We start from the raw sequence: 20,269 nt of genomic DNA on the forward strand, positions 1-20,269 counted from the left end.
TATATGGTATTTTGTCGAAGGAGTTTTCTGTTTTCGAAAATATAGCGCTGTTTTTCGTTGCTTTTGCAACATAATTTTTTTCGAAATTAAAATATACTGACCTCAGAAACAAAGTATAAATCAAAAAAAACAGGGTATCACAAAAAAGAAAGGAGTGCTTTTTATGAGATACAAGGTAAATGACAGTTGTATTGGCTGTGGGCTGTGTGCCTCCGTATGTCCCGCTGTATTTGAGATGGGTCCTTCCGGTTTGGCACAGGCCGCAGAGGGAGAAGTAGCACCGGAACAGGAGGCTGCCGCGGAGGAAGCCATGAGCGGATGTCCTGTCGGCGCTATCGAACAGGCGTAAGGAGGGAGAAAATGGAATATATCAGAAATATTCCCCACGAAAGCGTTCGGACATTGGCGGATGAGGTTCGGGCGGAAAAGGGGCAGATTGTCTCCAAAACACTGGCCCAGAATCCTTATGTGAGTCTGACGCTGTTCGCTTTTTCCAAGGGCGAGGAGATCGGTACCCATGATTCCAGAGGAGACGCTATGGTCTATGTACTGGAGGGCAAAGGGAAATTTACCGTAGATGGGAAGGAATATCTTCTGGAGGCAGGGGAGAGTCTGGTAATGCCGGCGGAAAAACCCCATTCCGTATTTGCCGAGGAAGATTTTAAAATGCTGCTGACCGTAGTATTTCCTTTAGAGAAAGAATAGAATTTGTCGAGAAAAGAACAGGAGGAAAAAAGATGGAAATGTTTTGTTATCAGTGTCAGGAAACGGCGGGCTGCAAAGGCTGTACCAGAGTCGGTGTATGCGGGAAAACCCCTGACGTGGCCGCCATGCAGGATTTGCTGGTCTTCGTCTCCAAAGGCCTGTCCGCTGTGACGACGCAGCTGCGCAAAGAGGAGAGACCGGTATCCAAAGAGGTAAACCATCTGATTACCCTGAATTTGTTTGTGACCATTACCAATGCTAATTTTGATCGGGAAGCCATTGTGGCAAGAATTAAGGAAACGCTTTCTGTCAAGAAGGAACTTCTGGAAAAGGTGAAAAACAAAAAAGCGTTGCCTGCCGATGCTCTTTGGGAGGGCGAGGAAAGCGGCTTTATGGAAAAAGCGGCGGAAGTTGGCGTGTTGTCTACGGAAAATGAGGATCTGCGTTCTTTGCGGGAACTGATTACCTATGGCCTGAAAGGGCTTTCCGCCTATTCTAAACATGCCAACGCACTGCTGGAGGATAATGAAGCGGTAGATGCCTTTTTGCAGCGGGCTTTGGCGGCAACGCTGGATGACAGTCTGTCGGCGGATGATCTGGTGGCGCTGACATTGGAAACAGGAAAATATGGCGTGGAAGGCATGGCTCTGCTGGATCAGGCCAATACAGGGGCATATGGCAATCCGGAGATCACCAAGGTAAAGATCGGCGTTGGAAAGAACCCTGGGATTCTGGTTTCCGGCCATGACCTGCGGGATCTGGAAATGCTTCTGGAACAGACACAGGGTACCGGTGTGGATGTATATACTCACTCTGAAATGCTGCCTGCCCATTACTATCCAGCCTTTAAGAAATATCCCAATTTCTATGGCAACTACGGCAACGCTTGGTGGAAGCAGAAGGAGGAATTTGAGTCCTTTCAGGGGCCTATCCTTATGACAACAAACTGTATCGTTCCGCCGAAGGATAGTTATAAAGACAGAATGTTCACTACCGGCGCGGCGGGCTATCCGGGATGTAAGCATATTCCAGGCGAAATCGGCGAGAAAAAGGATTTTTCCGAAATCATTGAACTGGCGAAAACCTGTCCAGCCCCCATAGAGATCGAGCAGGGGGAAATCATCGGCGGCTTTGCCCATCATCAGGTGCTGGCGTTGGCGGATCAAGTAGTGGAAGCCGTAAAATCCGGCGCCATCAAAAAGTTTGTTGTTATGGCAGGCTGTGATGGTCGGGCCAAGAGCAGAGAATACTATACGGAATTTGCTAAGGCGCTGCCCAAGGATACAGTGATCCTGACGGCAGGCTGTGCGAAATATAAATATAATAAGCTGGAACTGGGCGACATTGGCGGAATTCCCCGTGTGCTGGATGCCGGTCAGTGTAATGACTCTTATTCTCTGGCGGTGATTGCCCTGAAATTAAAGGAAGTCTTTGGTCTGGAAAATATCAATGAACTGCCTATCATCTACAATATCGCCTGGTATGAGCAAAAAGCGGTGATTGTACTGCTGTCCCTGCTGTATCTGGGTGTGAAAAACATTCATCTGGGGCCTACACTGCCCGCCTTCCTCAGCCCCAATGTGGCGAAGGTACTGGTGGAAAACTTCGGGATCTCCGGCATTGGTACCGTAGAAGAGGATATGGCGCTGTTTTTCGGGGAAGCATAAAATATCTGTGGAGCATGAGTTTTACTCATGCTCCTTTCTATTTTGCATATTATTAAGGAAGAAAAGAAAAAATGAACAGTTTGTAAAATGTATTTTCAAAAATTGTTTATGCAGTGTTCATACTTTGTTCAAAATGATGGATTATACTGGATTCATAAAGAAAAAGAGATAACGGATGGAGGTAATCAATATGTATGATCCGAATAATAATAACGAAATGAACCACAATCACAAAGAAGAACAGAAACATGAATATCCTACTTATTGGGAAAATCCCGCTCTGGCGAAAAAAGAGACAGATTACACACCGGAGGATGTTCCCATGGAAGGCACTTACTCCAGCGAAGTCCATGACAGCGAACAGGAGAGAGTTATGGGGGAAGCGGCAAACCCGGAGGAAATGAGAAGGGAGGAACCGACAGCAGAAGAGAAGAGAGGAGAATCTATGGGAAACGGCCATCATGGCGAAGGCGTAAGAGAAGAACACCGCAAGCCCTGTTATGAAGAGCGGATTAAACGCAATAAACCAAGATCCAAAGGCTGGGCAAAGCTTATCGCGGGATGTCTGATCGTTGGTCTGGCTGGCGGCACCAGCATTGGCGCCGGCTATGGTCTGGTGGAACAGCATTACGGCACAGACTCTACAGAGATTTCCAACGGCATTACACAAGTGTCTACCGTATCATCCAATTCCGGACTTTCGGCCGTGGATATTGTAAAAAATGTAAAGCCTTCTGTAGTCAGCATTTCTACTGTTATTGAAGGCACCACAGAATATATGAGAGGCATTTATATTCCCTATGAAGGGGAAGGCGCAGGCAGCGGTGTGATCTTCTATCAGGATGATGAGAAAGTTGCCATCGTTACAAACAATCATGTTATCGAAGACGCAACAGAGGTTTATGTAACCTTTGACGGCGATGTATCTGTGAAAGCGAAAGTAGTCGGTACAAAAGCGGATTCTGATTTGGCGGTTCTGACTGTATCCCGCAGCGATCTGAAAGAAGCGGGAATCGACAGCGTAACCGTAGCCACATTTGGTGATTCCGACCAGCTGGAAGTTGGCGCGGGCGTAATTGCCATCGGTAATGCCATGGGGCTGGGACTGTCCGCAACAGACGGCATTGTCAGCGTAACGGAACAGACCATCAGCGTGGACGGCAATACACTGAATGTAATCCAGACCAGCGCGGCCATCAACAGCGGCAACAGCGGCGGCGCACTGGTGAACAGCGCCGGTGAGGTTATCGGTATTAACACAGCCAAGTATAATTCTACCATGACAGAAGGCATGGGCTATGCAATTCCCAGTAATGAAGTAATCCCTGTAATGGAATCTTTGCTGACAGACGGCACAGCACCTTCTCCCTATATTGGCGTAATGGGCACAGATATTACGGAGGACAAAGCTTCCTTATATAAACTGCCCGTAGGCGCGCTGATTATGGAAGTGACAGAAGGCGGCCCCGCTGACCAGGCTGGCATTGAAGCCGGTGATATCATTACGGAATTTAATGGCAAGACCGTTATGGATATGGAAAGCTTATCCGATATTATCAACAGTATGGAGGTGGGACAGACCGCATCTGTCCATATCATCCGCAACGGTGAGACAGGTATGGATTTGACAGTAACGATTGCGGATAAAAATGCGTAACGCACGGCGGTACAGTGCTTTCAGATACAGGGCAGGCGAGGATTCGCCTGCCCTTTGTGCGCTGTGAGAACCAACGGGAGAGAGCATTGATTTTTGGTGAGCTCTGGTTTTTAATATAATTAAGGAAGAAAAGGAGGCATATAAAGTTCAGAGAAGGATGAAATGGGATTAAAATGGTGGGAAGAAGGCTTAAAATCCGAATCTGCCCTTTGAGCGTGAAAAGAGGTAAAAATGATCGCAAAGCTGTGTGATGGGGCTGGCGTTTTGCTTTTGATTTGTTTTCCGGGGAAAACGGTCTTTGATTTTAGCCGATACAATTCTGTGTCTTTTTCTGTTTGGATTGCCGGGAATATAATTTAGTTCCCAATTCCGGCCGTGGTTTTATGGATTGTGGGGGTAGTCATAAAAAGGAAGGGCAGCAGCTGAAAAAGGCAGGAACTTATTTTTTAATAAGAAGAAATCAGGGCGGTAACCGCCGGTTTTTGCCGAAAAATGACGGCCATGAAATGGGACAGCCTATTTACCGCAACAGAAAAATGTATTATAATAAAATGATGTAATAAAAAATACATGATATTACAAATAAATACAAACAGCAAGGAGGATTCCCATGAAAAAAGGTTCCTCAGGAAATAGGAAAAAACGGCTGCGTAATCAGGAGCCGAATCCGGCGAGACGTCAATATCCCTCCCGGGACAATGTGTATGAGCTTAAGCAGTATCAGCAAAGAGCCAGAGAAAAGGAAAACCGCCGGTATCGTCCTGCACAGCAGCAGGTAAGAACTGTATCGGCGCCAAAACATCGTACACATGCCAAAAAAAGAAGAAATGTTTCCGGCAGAGTACTGCCCATGTTTGTTTTTCTGGTTATTGCGCTGTATCTGGTGGGACAGATCTTTACCATGGCGGTACGAAAGCCGGAGGTGGGTGTGGAAACGGTAACCTATGGTTCTATTGATACGCCGGAAAGCTTTCAGGGCCTGATCGTTCGGGACGAGGTGGTCGTCACCTCCAATCGTGCCGGGACGCCTTTTTATCAATATGCCGAAGGGGATAACGTAAAAAAATCCGCTGTGGTTTGCAGTATCAAGGATACGGCCTCCACAGACGTATTAGAAGATAAGCTGGCGAATATTGATGCGGACATTCTGGAGAGTCAGAAGGAGCGGGCGGATCTTTCCGCTTTTGCCGAGGATATCCAGCGGCTGGAAAACACGATGAAAAGCACAGTGGATTCTTTTGCCGGAAAGTCTATGTCAGAAAGCACATCCTATCTGTATTCCATGCGTACACAGCTGGAAAGCAGCATCAACCAGAGAAATGAGATCTGGCTGTCGGAAAATGTAGAGAGTCTTTCTCAGCTTAATGAGGAAAAAAATGCCTATGAGCAGCAGCTTTCCCAGAGTATGAGTAATTTGACAGCGCCAGAAAGCGGGGTGCTGGCATTTACTTATGACGGTCTGGAGGAAACACTGACGCCAGAGGCGATTCCGGAGATTTCTGTGGATCAGATCAGTGGGAATGAAAAAATGACGTCCATTTCCAAGGTGAGCAATGTAGTGGAAGGGGACCCTGTATTCCGTCTGGTTACCAGCAACCGCTGGTATATCATTACGTCTCTGCCCGCTTCGGATGTGGCGGACTGGGAAGTGAATACCTGGAAAAAAATCAATCTGATCGGCGAGGAAGGCACGTATCAGGCGACCGCTACCGTAGAAAGTGTAGAAAAGGGCGAGAGCCAGAGTCGGGTGGTGCTGTCCTGCAATTCGTATTTGAATGAGTTTATCAATAACCGCCTCATTACCATTCAGCTGGACAGTACTGTGGTAGAGGGGCTGAAGATTCCCAATAATGCCATTGTGGAGAAATCCATGCTGAAGATTCCTGTGGAATGTCTGACAGAAAGCGGCGGAAACCAGGGCTTCCTGCTGGTCAATGGCTCTAATTCCAAATTTGTTTCGGTACAGATCGTTTCCAGTGACGAATCCTACTGCTACATTGAACAGGATAATGGAAGCATCGCTCTGGGAGATGTCATTTTGCAGGGGACAGGGGAAACGGCTGTGGAATACACGGTGTCGGAAGTAGCTACTTCTCCCGGTGTATATGTCGCGAACAGCTCCATGGCGAAATTTGCATCCATTCGTATTCTGGAACAGAATCAGGAATTTGCCATTGTGGAATCGGCTACGACCTATGGACTTCAGGCTTATGATACCATTGTGTCGGATGCGAAAAATATTACAGAAGGACAATCTATTTATTAAAAATACAAGGAGATGAAAAAGATGCAGAGCATCAAGGAAAATATTCGTCTGGTGGAAGAAAAGGTATGCGCCGCCGCGCAAAGAAGCGGCAGAAAGCAGGAGGATGTGCTCCTGCTTGCCGTAAGCAAAACAAAGCCTGTGGAAACCATTCGGGAGGCAGTGGAATGTGGCCTCACCTCTTTGGGGGAAAACAAGGTACAGGAGATCATGGAGAAGTATGAACCTATGGGTCCCGGCGTCCATTGGCATTTGATTGGACATTTGCAGACAAATAAGGTAAAATATATTATTGACAAGGTGGATATGATCCATTCCGTGGACAGTCTGCGTTTGGCGGAGGAGATCGACAAACGCGGCGCGGCAAAGGACATTGTAATGCCGGTGCTTATTGAGGTGAATATGGCGGATGAAGAAAGCAAATTCGGCGTAAAGCCGGAAGAAGTGGAAACACTGCTGCGGCAGCTTTCTTCCATGAGCTACATTTGTGTCAAAGGGCTCATGACTGTTGCGCCTTTTGTCGAAGATCCTGAGGAAAACAGGGTATATTTCCGTAAAATGCGAGAATTACTGGTTGACATGAACGCCAAAAAAATTGATAATATAATCATGGACCAGCTGTCTATGGGGATGACTGGCGATTACGAAGTAGCCATTGAGGAAGGCGCTACTATCGTGCGTGTCGGAACCGGTATATTTGGTGAGAGATATTATCCTGACCGCGGCTGAAACAGCATAAGACCCACCGTGGCAAATGCAAGGAATTACATCTAGGAGGATATGGAACAGTGGCTAAGATTTTTGACAAAATGAAAGACTTGATGTTTGGTGAATATGAGGATGACGATGATTACTATGAAGACGATTACGAATATGAAGCGCCGGTAAGAGAAACGGCCAGCAGCAGTTATGGTCTCAGAGAGGTTCCCAGAGAACGGGAATACACCGCTCCGGCACCCCGCAAAACAACAGCATCAAGAAGCAATCCGCAGGTGTACAGCATCAATACCAATGTACAGATGCAGGTTGTGATTATTAAGCCCGAATGTTATGAGGACGCGCAGGAAATCTGTGATCAGATCAAAACAAAGAAACCTGTTGTGGTAAATCTGGAAAAGGTGGAATTCCCTATTGCCCAGCGGATCATGGACTTTTTGAGCGGTACCTGCTACTCTCTGGAGGGTTCTATCCAGCGTGTGGCAAATAATATTTTTATTATCGCGCCGGAAAATGTGGATATCAGCGGCGACTTCAAGGAAGAGCTGAAAACAAAAGGTATCCTTATGCCCTGGGCAAGCAACGGCAGATAAGGAAGGACGGAAAGGTTGAATACAATACAGATTCTATTGATAAGAGCACTTGATATTTTTTTCTACGTTCTGGAAATTCTGATTTTTGTCCGGATTGTATTTTCCTGGGTACCCGGTATGGGTTATCGGAGCGCTATTGGACAGCTTATCTATAATCTGACGGAGCCTATTCTGGGCCCCTGTCGGCGGATGCTGGACAAATCCCCTTTGGGCGGAGGGATGATGCTGGATTTTTCTCCCATTATCGCTCTGATTATCATGGCGCTGGTTTCCCGTCTGCTGGTTAGTCTGGTCAACATTTTATGACAGACTGAGTTAAGGAAGGAAAAGATGGACAGACAAGGATTATTAAAAGCAATGACACAGCCTGACGAAAGACTTTTGTTTGCGAAAGTGCTGGATCAGGCTGCTTTCAGTTTAAAGCGACATTCGCCTGCGTTTACGGATTTTCTGGATATGGCCAAAAGCGGGAAATTCCTGGAACTGCTTTCTTATGAACGGGATCTTCAGGTCATGGCCTTTGGCGGAACAGAGGATACGGAGCGGCGAATGTTGGGATTTGCGCCGGACTATATGGAATTTGGGAAAGAGGATTTTCCCATCTGTGCCCTGAGAATTCAAAAAAACAGGAAATTCGGCCAGGCGGATTTAAGCCACCGGGACTATCTTGGTTCTATTCTGGGGCTGGGAATTGACCGGGGGAAGATTGGCGATATTTTCGTAGGCGAGGAGGAGACCATCTGCTTCGTGGAACGGGACATCGCCCCTTATATCACAGCGAATCTGCAAAAAGTTTCCCGTACACCGGTAGAGGTGGAAGAGACAGAGATAGAGGCTGTGTCAGTGGAAAAAGAAATGGAACTGCGGCATTTGAGTGTGGCTTCTGTACGGTTGGACGCTGTGGCGGGAGCGGCGCTGCATTTGTCCCGCGGAAAGATACAGGATTACATATCTGCCGAAAAGGCCAATGTAAACTGGAGCGTTACGACAAATCCTTCCTGTATGCTAAAGGAAGGCGATATGGTTTCTGTTCGGGGCTTTGGAAGGTTTCGTGTGCTTTCCATAGGAGGCAGGACCAAAAAGGACAGGATCGTAGTGGAAGTGGGAATTTATATATAGCGGTTTTAAGGAGGTTTTTTCGTGGTTACACCCAATGATATTGCAACGAAGGACTTTAAAAAAGTAGCAGTTGGTTATTCTCCGGAAGAAGTAGACACCTTTTTGGATGAGATCTATGAGGATTATGAACGACTGTACCGGGAAAGCAGACAGGAAAAAGCCAAGACGGAAACGGTCAGCGAAGATACAGACCGTCTGCGCAATCTGGAAAAGACACTGGAGCGCACACTGACTCTGGCGGAAGCGGCTGCGGAGGAAACAAAGCAGGCGGCACAGGCAGAGGCACAGCAGATTCTGGAGCGGGCGAAGCTGGAAAGAGAGCAGATTCTTTCTGCGGCCAGAACAAAGGTCTTTGAGATCCAGCAGGAGATTGAAGCCCTGGAAAACCGCTATGAATTGATGCGTACCAGAGTAAAACTGCTGCTGTACGCGGAAATCGAGCTTTTGGACAAGAACGAAATCCTGGCGGAGAAGGAAGCCGCACAGGAAGAAAAACAATAATAGGCAGACAACAAACGGCTGTAACGAAGAGCCTTCTTTTTAGAAGGTTCTTTGCTGCGGCTGCTTTTGTTATGTGCCAAGATGGAGATGAGAAGATATGTGGATTGCAGTTATCGTGGCTGCTCTGCTGATTGGGGTGGATCAGTTGACGAAGTATCTGGCGCTGACCAGCCTGAAGCCGGTGGGCAGCATTACCTTCCTGGAAGGCTTTATGGATTTTACCTTTGTGGAAAACAGAGGTGTGGCCTTTGGGATGTTTTCGGGACAAAAATGGTTTATCCTGCTGCTGACGGGCATCATTGTGGCTGTTATGGTATATTATTTTATCCGTTTGCCGCATACCAGAGAATACCGTTGGGTCAGAAGCGCCATGGTACTGGTTCTGGCCGGTGCTTTGGGCAATATGATTGACCGGATTTTCCGGGGATATGTGGTGGATTTCTTTGAATTCACTTTTTTTGACTGGCCGGTGTTTAATGTGGCGGATATTTATGTGGTAGTGGGTGTAATCCTGCTGGCAATACTGATACTGTTTGTAATCAAGGACGAACCGAAAGAGAAAAAGGAAGATTGATATGGAATATTTGACCTTTGGGGCGGAAAAAGAGGATGTCGGCTGCCGCATTGACCTGTTTCTGGCGGAAAATGTGGAGGATTTATCCCGCAGCGGCGTACAGAAGCTGATTGCTTCCGGGAATATTCGGCTGAACGGCGGAAGTGTAAAAGCGAATTATAAGCTGCGGGAAAAAGATGTGATTGATGTGGAGATCCCTGATGCTGTGGAGCCGGAAATTTTGCCGGAGGATATTCCTCTGGATATTCTTTATGAGGATCAGGATGTGATTGTAGTGAATAAGCCACAGGGGATGGTAGTGCATCCGGCACCGGGACATCTTTCCGGCACGCTGGTGAACGCGCTGCTGTATCACTGCGGCGGGGAGCTTTCCGGCATCAATGGAGAAAAGCGCCCGGGCATCGTCCATCGTATTGACAAGGATACCTCCGGTGTACTGATGATCGCCAAAAATAACGCGGCGCACCAGTCTTTGGCGGAACAGCTGGCGGTTCACAGCATCACCAGAAAATATAATGCCATTGTATATAACGGATTTACGGAGGACGAGGGCACTGTGGATCAGCCCATTGGCCGGAATCCCCAGGACCGGAAGAAAATGGCCGTGACCCAGAAGCACAGCCGCAGAGCGGTGACCCATTACAGGGTGCTGGAGCGGATGAAGAATTTTACGCTCATAGAGGCACAGCTGGAAACGGGGCGTACCCACCAGATCCGAGTGCATATGACCTATATCGGTCACCCGCTTTTGGGAGATACGGTCTATGGCCCGAAAAAGCAGCCCTTCCCTCTGGAAGGACAGGTACTCCATGCCCGGGTGCTGGGCTTTCAGCATCCTACCACGGGAGAATATATGGAATTTGAGGCGCCGCTGCCTCCTTATTTTGAGAAACTGGTAGATCGTTTGAGAGGATGAAGGGAGGCTCATCATGTCGTTGTATCGGAAGGATTTTTTTGGTCTGCGGGACCTGACGGCGGAGGACATCAGCTATATTCTCAGCACGGCGGAGACCATGAAATACATATTAAATCAGAAAAATAAAAAAGCGCCCCATTTGCAGGGGAAATCTGTCATTATTCTGTTTTATGAGCAGAGCGCCCGGGCGAAGCTTTCCTACGAGCTGGCGGCCCAGCATTTGAGCGCCAATGTGGTGGATATGACCAATTCCGCTCATACCATGGAGCGGGAAAGCCTGCAGGATATGGGCCAGTTGGTGGACCAGATGGGCGCGGACTTTATTATCCTTCGTCATCCTATGGCGGGGGCGCCTCGTCTGCTGGCGGAATGTGTGGAGGCCTCTGTTATCAATGCCGGAGATGGATATAATGAAAACCCCGGCCAGTCTTTGCTGGATCTGCTGACAATCAAGGAACGCAAAGGCGGTTTTGAAGGCTTGAAAGTCGCTATTGTCGGCGATTTGATCCACAGCCGTGTTTCTAAAAGCAATATCTGGGGGCTGACAAAGCTGGGAGCGGAGGTCTGCGTTTCCGGGCCGCCGACACTGCTTTTGCCGGAAATTGAAAAATTCGGCGTAGAGGTGCATTATGATGCCAGAGAGGCGGTCAATAACGCCGATGTCATCCTGACGACCCGTATGCGTCTGGAGACCCACGACAAGACGTTTCTACCTTCTTTGGATGAATATAAGCGGTTTTTCCGCATTGACCACAATCTGCTGAAATATGCCAAAAAGGATGCCATCGTCATGCACCCCGGCCCGATTCAGAGAGGCATCGAGATTTCTGATGGCGTCATCGACAGTCCTCAGTGTATCATCAATGACCAGATTGCCAACAGTGTAGCGGTGCGTATGGCCATGTTCTATATTCTTTCTCAGATGGGAGGCGGTCTTGTATGAAAACATTGCTGAAAAACTGTAAGCTGGTGACAGCTCCGTATTCTCCCGAGAAGCGTTATGATATCCTTGTGGAACAGGGGACCATCACCCGTATCGGCGAGGGAATCAGGGAAGAAAATGTGAAAACCGTGGATGTGGGCGGAAATATGGTAGTGCCGGGATTTATTGATATGCACTGCAATATCTGCGAGCCGGGCTATGAAAATATCGAGGATATTGAAACTGTATCCCACAGCGCCATCCGGGGTGGCTTTACTACCATCACCTGTGAACCCAGTACAAAGCCTGTCATTGATAATAAGACTGTTGTGGAATACATCATTTCCAAATCAAAGGCGCAGTCTCAGGTCAATATTTATCCCTATGGCAGTATGTCCATGGGATGCGAGGGGAAATCCATTGCGGAGATCGGGGAAATGTACGAAGCGGGTATTGTCGGCATTTCCGATGGAGATGAATTTTTGGACAGCGCTGCACTGCTGCGCAATGTTATGCGGTATTCCAAGATGTTTGATCTGCCGATTATGACGCACTGCGAGGATAGAAGTTTGTCCGGAAAAGGCGTTATGAATGAGGGATATACGGCCACCTGTCTGGGGCTGTCGGGGATGCCCAGAGAGGCCGAAGAGATTCAGGTCTCCCGGAATTTGATTCTGGCGGAGATTACAGGGGCAAGACTGCATATCGCGCATGTAAGCACGGCGGGCGCAGTTTCCATGATCCGGGATGCCAAGAAAAAAGGTCTTCCGGTTACCTGCGAGACATGCCCCCATTATTTCTCTTTAACAGAGGAAGCCGTGGAGGATTACAATACCTTTGCCAAGGTGAATCCGCCTCTGCGGACGGCAGAGGACGTGGCGGCCATCCTTTCCGGTATTGCCGACGGAACCATTGACGTTATTGCTACGGGCCACAGCCCTACCAGCATGACGGATAAGAACAGGGAATTCGATCAGGCGGCCTACGGCATTTCCGCTTTGGAAACGGCATTTCCCCTGTGCTATACCCGATTGGTGGAAACGGGGATCATCACCATGGAACGGCTGACGGAACTTTTGTCCAAAAATCCGGCAAAGATCCTGCGGCTGGTACATAAGGGCTGTATCGCAGAGGGCTATGACGCGGATCTGACGGTCGTTGACTGCTCGGAATATTATCATATTGATCCGAAGCATTTTGCGTCAAAAGCGAAATTCTCCCCCTTTGCCGGACAGCAGGTAAAAGGCAGAGCCGTGTACACCATGGTAGGCGGGAAGATTCTGCCCTAATATGGTTCCCTAATGGAACGAGGTGTGAAATGTATTTAAAACGATTGGATTTACAGGGCTTTAAGTCCTTTCCTGAAAAAGTCAAGCTGGAGTTTAATCCGGGGATAACGGCGGTGGTTGGGCCCAACGGCAGCGGAAAAAGCAACGTATCCGATGCGGTGCGCTGGGTTTTAGGCGAGCAGCGGGCCAAGAGCCTGCGAGGCGATAAAATGGAAGACGTTATTTTCGCCGGAACGGAGAACCGCAAGCCTCAGGGCTTTGCGGATGTAACCATCGTCATTGACAATCAGGATGGAAAATTGCCTATTGATTATACAGAGGTGCAGGTGACCCGGCGGGTATTCCGCTCCGGCGAGAGCGAATACCGCATCAATGGTGCCGCCTGCCGCCTGAAAGATATCCAGGAGCTTTTCATGGATACGGGGGTGGGCCGGGAAGGCTACTCCATCATTGGACAGGGGAGGATTGATGAGATCCTCAATGCCAAAGGAGAGGAACGCCGTCGTATTTTTGAGGAAGCCACCGGTATCGTCAAATATAAAACAAGAAAGAATGAGGCTGTTGCGAAACTGGAAAAGGAACAACAGAACCTGACCAGAGTAGAGGATATTATTTCTGAGCTGGAAAGTCAGCTGGAGCCGCTGGAAGAGGAGAGTCGTGTGGCGGAGGAATATCTGCGCCTGAAGGAACAGCTGAAGGACGCGGAAATTTCCATGTTCCGCACAGACGCCAACCGGCTGGAAACAGAAATGGAACGTCTGACCCGGCAGAAAGCGGACGCGGAAAGCCAGAGTATGGAGTCCGCTGCGGCGCAGGAAACCGCCAGGGAAAGAGCGCAGAGCCTGCGTTTGAAGTATGAGGAACAAACAGCAGCTCTGCGGCGGATCAATGAGGATGTGGCGCAGGTAAAGGCGGATATTGAGAAGAACGAGGGCCTGGTTCGATTGACAAAGGAACAGATGCAGCACGATGCTGATAACATGAGCCGGGTGGAAAAAGAGATCCTGGAGCGTCTGCGTCAGCAGGAAGAAGCCAAAAAAGAGCAGGAAATCTGCCGCAGCCGCATCACGGCTCTGCATATGACCATGAACCAGCAGCAGGAACGCCTGGATCGTCTGGAAGAAGAAAGCAGCAGTCTGGAAACAGCGCTCAGTCAGAAGGAAAGCAAGGCGGAAAGCTTTAAGGATGAGATCTTTGAGCAAATCCGGATCGGTACAGAGGCCAAGGGCGAGATCGCCAAACAGGAGGCCATGAAGGAGCAGTTTCTTGCCAGAAAAGAACAGCTGGATGAAGAACTGGCCCATGGCAGAGGCCGTCTGGAGGAAATGAGTGTTCATTTGCAGGTGCTGGAGAAACAGGAAAAAGAACGTCGGGAATTTATGGAATTCCTTTCCAGAGAACTGGATACGCTGGAAAAGGACAGCCAGCATGCGGCGGAGATAAAAGAGGATGCCGAACGTCAGATGTCCCGACAGGAACGGCTCATTTCCGAGAAGCAGTCCAGATTATCCCTGCTTTCTGAAATGGAAAAGGAACATGAAGGCTTTTTCAACAGCGTCAAAAACCTGCTGAATCTGCCGGACAGAGAACGGCGGGGTATCCACGGTGCCGTGGGACAACTATTGCAGGTGGAAGAAGCCTATGAAACGGCCATTGAGGCCGCTTTGGGCGGCGCCATGCAGAATGTGGTAACCCAGACGGAGGAAGATGCCAGAGACGCCATCCGTTTTTTGAAGGAGCATCGGCTGGGACGGGCTACCTTTCTGCCCATTACGGCGGTGAAGGCCCGTCCGCTGGAAGGCCATCAGCCCATATTGGATGAAAAGGGCGTAATAGGCACCGCGGATTCGCTGGTTCGTTTTGACCGCCAGTATTACGGTATCGTTTCCAATCTTCTGGGGCGTATCCTCATTGTGGATCATCTGGATGAGGCGGTACGGTTAGCGAAAAAATATCAACATCGCTATAAAATGGTGACGCTGGAGGGGGATATTATGAACCCCGGCGGCGCGATGACCGGCGGTTCCCGCTCCAACAAAACAACGGGGATCTTTGGCAGAGCCAGAGAGATCGCGTCTCTTCGACAGGAAATGGAAAATCTTCGGGCACAGGCGGCGGCCATGAAGGACCGTCTCCAGCTGGCGGAGGAAGATTTGCAGGAGATTGGGGAGCAGATCGTAGAAAAGAAACTGGAACAGCAGAAGCTGTTGGTAACATTACATTCTGCTCAGGAACAGAAGCAAAAAAGCCAGGAAGAACAGAAAGAAGCTGCGGAAAGAGTTCGCCTGATGGAAGTAGAAGAAGGTCAGTTGAAGGACCAGCTGGCAGTAGCTGAGGCGGATATGGAGGCCGGGAGAAATCGACTGGCATCCTCTGAAGCCCTGATGGCGCAATTTAATGCGGCGTTGTCGGAATACCAGGAAAATTTGACGGAAGAGCGGGAAAAACGCAGCTCTATTCAGGAGGAAATCACTGCTGTGAAGATTTCCATTTCCCAAAGCGGTCAAAGCGTTGCCGCGGCTCAAGAGAATCTTCTTCGTCTGGAAAAAGAAGCGGAAAAAGCCAAAATGGAGGCGGAAACACTGCGATCCCAGAAGGAAGAGCTGGAAAAAAGCGGCGGTCTGCGGCAGGATCAGCAGATCGACCTGCAAAAGGAAGGCCAGAATCTGCGGCAGAAGGAAGAGGAACTGAGCCGTCTGCTGGAAAATACAACGTCACAGATTTCCGTATTGGCGGAGGAAATGACCAGATGCGAGGAACAGGCGCAGGAACAGGCGGAAACCGTATCCCGTTTGAAAAATGAAATCTTCCGTCTGGAGACCAAAATGGAAAAGGTCACAGAGGAACGCCAGAGGATCTTTGACCGGATGTGGGAGGAATATGAGATCACCTACCAGACGGCTGGAGAATATGCCCAGGCGGAGGAACGCAGTTACAGTCAGCTGAGCCACCTTGCGAAGGAATGGAAGGCGCAGATGCGGGCTATGGGAGATGTCAATACGGGCTCTATCGCCAGATACCGGGAGGTAAAGGAACGGTTCGCCTTCCTTTCTGCCCAGAAGGCGGATATTCTGGAGGCAGAGGAAAAGCTCAAAGGTATCATTGAAGAGCTTTCACAGCTGATGGAGCGTCAGTTTAAGGAGCAGTTCGCAGTGATCTCGGAGAATTTCAGTGCCGTTTTTCAGGAAATGTTTGGCGGCGGCAAGGCGTATTTGCGGCTGAGTGACGAGGACAAGGTGCTGGATTCACCCATTGAGATCGTAGCCCAGCCACCCGGAAAAAGTTTGCAGAATATGCAGCTTTTGTCCGGCGGCGAACGAGCGCTGACGGCTATTTCCATACTGTTTTCCATATTGAAAATGAAGCCTTCGCCTTTCTGTATCCTGGATGAGATCGAGGCGGCTCTGGATGACGCCAATGTACGGCGGTATGCCCAGTTCCTGCGGCGGTTTTCCAAGGAGACACAGTTTATTGTTATTACACACAGAAAGGGTACCATGGAGTTTGCTGATGTAATGTACGGCGTAACCATGCAGGAAAAAGGCATTTCCAAGCTGATTTCCGTGAATTTCGCGGAGCAGCAGGAATTTGTAGAATAAGTTTGAGGTGAATAAGAACCATGGGTTTATTTGATTTTTTTAAGAAGAAAGAAGAAACGCCTGCTTCCGTGCAGAAGCAGGAAGATGTGATGGAGATCGGCGGCATCACCATTGATTCTGCGGAAGAGGAAGGCGAAATCATTCTGAATGTGGACGAAAATCTTTCCACCACCACAGCCATCAATCAGGCGGTCCATGAAATCATGGACGAAGAAGACATTGAGTTCCACGAAAAGGCCGGCGGTACCCTCTATCGGGAAAATGACGACCTTGCGGCGGAAGAGATGGAGGCACCGGAAATGGAGATCGAACTATCCGAGGATGTGCTGGTGCCGGCGTCTCAGGAAGAGGCAGATCAGCTGATGGAGGATGTGGAAGAGGCCGTTCTGGAAGAATTGGAAGCAGTGGCTGACGCAGAACGTGAAGTCAAGGTGGAAACAGCCGAGGAGGATGTTTTTGTAGCCGATACAGCCGAAGAAGGGACACAGTTTGTGGAAGAACTGGCGGATCTTGTAGGGGAGCAGTTGGAAGAAGCGGCAGAAGACGCGCAGACAGAGGAAGTTCCGGAAGAGGCTCCCGTAGAGGAAAAGAAGGGGTTCTTTGCCCGGCTGAAGGCTGGTCTGAACAAGACCAGAAGCAGTATTCTGGGCGGCGTAGATACCGTTCTGGGCAGCTTTACCAAGATTGACGAGGATTTGTTTGAGGAACTGGAAGAAGCTCTGATTATGGCGGATATGGGCGTACAGACGACCATGGATATTGTGGAGAATCTGCGCCAGAGAGTAAAACGGGAGCGTGCCACAGACCCGGCACTTATCAAAGGGATGCTCATTGACGAGATCACCGCTATTTTGCAGGAAGATGTGGAAGAGGAGGAAACACTGCCTTCTCCTTCTGTAATGCTGGTCATTGGCGTTAACGGGGTAGGCAAGACTACTACCATTGGCAAGCTGGCCCATAATTTCAAGGCGGAAGGCAAAACGGTTCTTCTGGCGGCGGCGGATACTTTCCGTGCGGCGGCCATCGACCAGCTGGAGATCTGGGGTCAGAGAGCGGGTATTGCTGTTATCAAGCATGAGGAAAACGCTGATCCAGCGGCGGTAGTTTTTGACGCGGTTCATGCGGCAAAGAACAAAAAAACAGACCTGCTGATCTGTGATACAGCGGGACGTCTCCATAACAAAAAGAATCTGATGGAAGAGCTTCGGAAAATTTCCCGTGTCATTGAAAAGGAATATCCCGCGGCGCATAGGGAAACGTACCTAGTGTTGGACGCGACTACGGGACAGAACGCTTTGCAGCAGGCGAAAGTATTTATGGAAGTGGCGGAAATCACCGGTATTATCCTGACAAAGCTGGACGGCACGGCCAAAGGCGGCATCGTTGTGGCTATCAAGAGTGAACTGAAGATTCCTGTGCGTTATATCGGCGTAGGGGAAGGCATCGAGGATTTGCAGAAATTCAACGCGGCGGATTTTGCCAGAGCGTTGTTTGGCGAAGGAGAGGAATAAGCAATGTCTATGGAAGAGAAAAAACAGACAGAACAAACCGCTGTTTATCATCAGGAGCCCAGAAAACAGGAGAAACAGCGTCCGGTACATGTAACGCCTTATAGTCAGGAGATCCAGAAACATATGCTCAAATGCTTTCCGGATCGTCAGGAAAAGGTGTTTTACGATAAACGTTCCGATTTTTTGCAGATTGATATCCATATGCTGGAAGCACCGACCAATAAGGATTTTCATGTTCTTTATACTGTTGGTATGAGCGCGTTGCCCATGAAGCTGCCAAAGGAATTTTATCCTGAATATCAGATGTTGGAGCGTGCGGAGCTGATGGTGCTTCTGCCGGCGGAATGGAAGCTGGAGGAACCGTCGGAAGGGGAAGATTTGAACAATTCCCTTTGGTGGCCGGTGGACCTGCTGCAGTATCTGGCCAGATTCCCTCATGAGTATGAAACATGGCTGGGCTGGGGTCATACGATTCCCAATTCCGACCAGTATGTGTCTTATGACGAAAAAACCACCAAGCTGTGCGGAACCATGCTGTCCTCCCTTCATGAGAATATTTCCATGTTCCATGCTAAGGATGGTACTCTGATCAGCTTTTACACACTGCTGCCTTTGTATCGGGAGGAGATCGCCTTCCAGCAGGAAGCGGGCAGTGAGGCTATGCTCCAGAAAATGGGGGACATCAATGGTTTTGGAATGATCGTATTCCCGGACCGTCCCAATGTCTGCGCTGAAGAACAAACCGAAGCAACAGAAGCCTGAAAAAGGAGAAGAAGCCGAAAGCAGTATAGGAACTGCTTCCGGCTTCTTTTTATTACAAGATTTTATGATGGATCTTTATTTTTCCGCCTTCAAAGGCTTTCTCCTCATTACCGGCGAAAGTAGAACGTTGTACCGCTTTTTTTCCATATTTCAGCTTCAGCTGGTCCATGGCTGCATCAGCCTGCTTCTGTCGGGACCAGTCCTCCTCCATCAGGGACAGCTGCACACAGCCTTCCTGACACAGTTTTCCGGCTCGAATTCCCAAAAGCCGGATAGGCTCTTTTTTCCAGGCGGCATCAAACACCTCCAGAGCCGTTTCATAAACAGCATTGGTACAGTCCACAGCGTTAAGCAGTTGTTTTTGATGGGAATACACCCTAAAATCAGATGTTTTGATGGTAACGGCAATTTCCTGCGCGCATAGGCTGCTGCAGCGCAGCCGCATTCCTACTGTCTCTGCCAGTGCCAGCAGGATTTTATGGGCTGTTTCCCGGTCTGTCACATCATAAGGCAATGTTGTGCTGTTTCCGATGCTCTTTGTTTCCCGGGACTCTTCCGCAGAGGCCACCGGAGTATCATCCAATCCATTGGCATAGGCGTGGAGGGTCATCCCAAAGCTCTTAAATTCGCGTACCAGAAGCGCCGGCGGATATTTCGCCAGATCCTCAATGGTATATATGCCCATTTTATGAAGTCTGGGCGCTGTTTTTCTTCCTACCATAAACAATTCCTCCACTGGCAGCGGCCACAGCTTCTGTGGCACTTCCTGCGGGAAAAGGGTCAGCAGTTTATCCGGCTTTTCCAGTTCCCCGGCCATTTTCGCCAGCAATTTATTGGAACTGATGCCGATATTGACGGTAAAACCCAGTTCCCGGAAGATTCGGTCCTTGATCTTTTGGGCACATTCCTGCGGAGGACCAAACAGCGCTTCCATCCCCGTATAGTCCAGAAAGCCTTCGTCTATGCTGAAACGCTCCAAACGGTCGGAATATTCTGATAGAATTTGGAACATGCTTTCCGAGGAACGGGCATATAACGGAAAGTCCGGCGGAAAACACAGCAGCTGGGGACATTTTTTCAGGGCCATAGCAATGGGTTCTCCTGTCTGCACGCCGAATTTTTTTGCCGGTGTGCTTTTGGCAAGAATAACTCCATGACGGCTTTGGTCGTCCCCGGCAATAGCGGAAGGAATGGTCCGCAGATCCGGCTCTATACCCTCTTTCAGCCGCTGCACCGCGGTCCAGCTTAAAAAAGCACTGTTAACATCAATATGAAATATCACTCTGCTCATCCGTCCGCCTCCTTTCCGATTTTCCTCTGCACCATTATACTACGTTTCGATTTTTGGCTCAATGCGGCAAATTTTAAAAAAATCTTTCATTGTCACAGAAAGGATTTACTTTTATAATAAAGAGGAATAGAATAGACAAGATTTGTGAAATTTGGAAATCCATTTAAAGAAACAGGTGATAAC

The 20,269-nt window shown here is 49.0% G+C and carries 18 protein-coding genes; 17 read left to right on the forward strand and 1 reads right to left on the reverse strand.

The genetic code is table 11. The features are described 5' to 3' along the window. Positions 1–163 precede the first annotated feature (163 nt). From H9X84_RS04460 to H9X84_RS04540, 17 genes are all read left to right on the forward strand, one after another. Positions 164–349, forward strand: a complete 186-nt coding sequence (locus tag H9X84_RS04460; RefSeq protein ID WP_205133134.1) for a ferredoxin — start codon at positions 164–166, stop codon at positions 347–349. A gap of 11 nt (positions 350–360) precedes the next feature. Next, positions 361–705: a cupin domain-containing protein gene (locus tag H9X84_RS04465; protein ID WP_205133133.1), complete on the forward strand. Its 345-nt coding sequence runs from the start codon at positions 361–363 to the stop codon at positions 703–705. 38 nt (positions 706–743) lie between these two features. After that, positions 744–2,372: a hydroxylamine reductase gene (gene hcp, locus H9X84_RS04470; RefSeq protein ID WP_420314289.1), complete on the forward strand. Its 1,629-nt coding sequence runs from the start codon at positions 744–746 to the stop codon at positions 2,370–2,372. A gap of 190 nt (positions 2,373–2,562) precedes the next feature. Then, the gene (locus tag H9X84_RS04475; RefSeq protein ID WP_205133131.1) at positions 2,563–4,029 is read left to right on the forward strand and encodes a S1C family serine protease; all 1,467 of its coding nucleotides are present in this window, start codon (positions 2,563–2,565) and stop codon (positions 4,027–4,029) included. 610 nt (positions 4,030–4,639) lie between these two features. After that, complete coding sequence (locus H9X84_RS04480) at positions 4,640–6,295, forward strand: HlyD family efflux transporter periplasmic adaptor subunit (protein ID WP_205133130.1); 1,656 nt, start codon at positions 4,640–4,642, stop codon at positions 6,293–6,295. 21 nt (positions 6,296–6,316) lie between these two features. Beyond that, entirely contained in the window at positions 6,317–7,021 is a 705-nt protein-coding gene (locus H9X84_RS04485; protein ID WP_205133129.1) for a YggS family pyridoxal phosphate-dependent enzyme, read from the forward strand. Between the two features lie 59 nt (positions 7,022–7,080). Beyond that, positions 7,081–7,602 carry a cell division protein SepF gene (locus H9X84_RS13260; RefSeq protein WP_205133128.1) on the forward strand — a complete coding sequence of 174 codons (522 nt, stop codon included), beginning with the start codon at positions 7,081–7,083 and terminating at the stop codon, positions 7,600–7,602. Positions 7,603–7,638: 36 nt separating this feature from the next. Continuing rightward, a complete protein-coding gene (locus H9X84_RS04495; RefSeq protein ID WP_243423557.1) occupies positions 7,639–7,908 on the forward strand; it encodes a YggT family protein in 270 nt (89 codons plus the stop codon). 24 nt (positions 7,909–7,932) lie between these two features. Continuing rightward, entirely contained in the window at positions 7,933–8,721 is a 789-nt protein-coding gene (locus H9X84_RS04500) for an RNA-binding protein (protein ID WP_205133126.1), read from the forward strand. A gap of 21 nt (positions 8,722–8,742) precedes the next feature. Then, positions 8,743–9,222 carry a DivIVA domain-containing protein gene (locus tag H9X84_RS04505; RefSeq protein WP_205133125.1) on the forward strand — a complete coding sequence of 160 codons (480 nt, stop codon included), beginning with the start codon at positions 8,743–8,745 and terminating at the stop codon, positions 9,220–9,222. Positions 9,223–9,319: 97 nt separating this feature from the next. Beyond that, positions 9,320–9,796 (forward strand): signal peptidase II, encoded by a 477-nt coding sequence (lspA, locus tag H9X84_RS04510; RefSeq protein WP_205133124.1) that lies wholly within the window; start codon positions 9,320–9,322, stop codon positions 9,794–9,796. Between the two features lies 1 nt (position 9,797). Next, positions 9,798–10,712 carry an RluA family pseudouridine synthase gene (locus H9X84_RS04515; protein WP_205133123.1) on the forward strand — a complete coding sequence of 305 codons (915 nt, stop codon included), beginning with the start codon at positions 9,798–9,800 and terminating at the stop codon, positions 10,710–10,712. 13 nt (positions 10,713–10,725) lie between these two features. Further along, positions 10,726–11,655, forward strand: a complete 930-nt coding sequence (locus H9X84_RS04520; protein ID WP_205133122.1) for an aspartate carbamoyltransferase catalytic subunit — start codon at positions 10,726–10,728, stop codon at positions 11,653–11,655. Further along, positions 11,652–12,923: a dihydroorotase gene (locus H9X84_RS04525; RefSeq protein ID WP_205133121.1), complete on the forward strand. Its 1,272-nt coding sequence runs from the start codon at positions 11,652–11,654 to the stop codon at positions 12,921–12,923. The genes H9X84_RS04520 and H9X84_RS04525 overlap by 4 nt, the downstream gene beginning before the upstream one ends. Positions 12,924–12,952: 29 nt before the next feature. Then, positions 12,953–16,522 (forward strand): chromosome segregation protein SMC, encoded by a 3,570-nt coding sequence (gene smc / locus H9X84_RS04530; RefSeq protein WP_205133120.1) that lies wholly within the window; start codon positions 12,953–12,955, stop codon positions 16,520–16,522. A 524-nt stretch (positions 16,523–17,046) separates the two neighbouring features. Then, entirely contained in the window at positions 17,047–18,033 is a 987-nt protein-coding gene (gene ftsY, locus H9X84_RS04535) for a signal recognition particle-docking protein FtsY (protein ID WP_334298050.1), read from the forward strand. 3 nt (positions 18,034–18,036) lie between these two features. Further along, on the forward strand, positions 18,037–18,795 hold the full coding sequence (locus H9X84_RS04540; protein ID WP_205133118.1) for a suppressor of fused domain protein: 759 nt from the start codon (positions 18,037–18,039) through the stop codon (positions 18,793–18,795). Between the two features lie 52 nt (positions 18,796–18,847). Here H9X84_RS04540 and H9X84_RS04545 read toward each other — a convergent pair whose 3' ends face one another. Further along, positions 18,848–20,086, reverse strand: a complete 1,239-nt coding sequence (locus H9X84_RS04545; protein WP_205133117.1) for a DNA polymerase Y family protein — start codon at positions 20,084–20,086, stop codon at positions 18,848–18,850. Positions 20,087–20,269: the final 183 nt, after the last annotated feature.

Origin of the sequence: Anaerotignum lactatifermentans (genome assembly GCF_016902535.1) — a bacterium.
Classification (GTDB): Bacteria; Bacillota; Clostridia; order Lachnospirales; family Anaerotignaceae; genus Anaerotignum; species Anaerotignum lactatifermentans_A.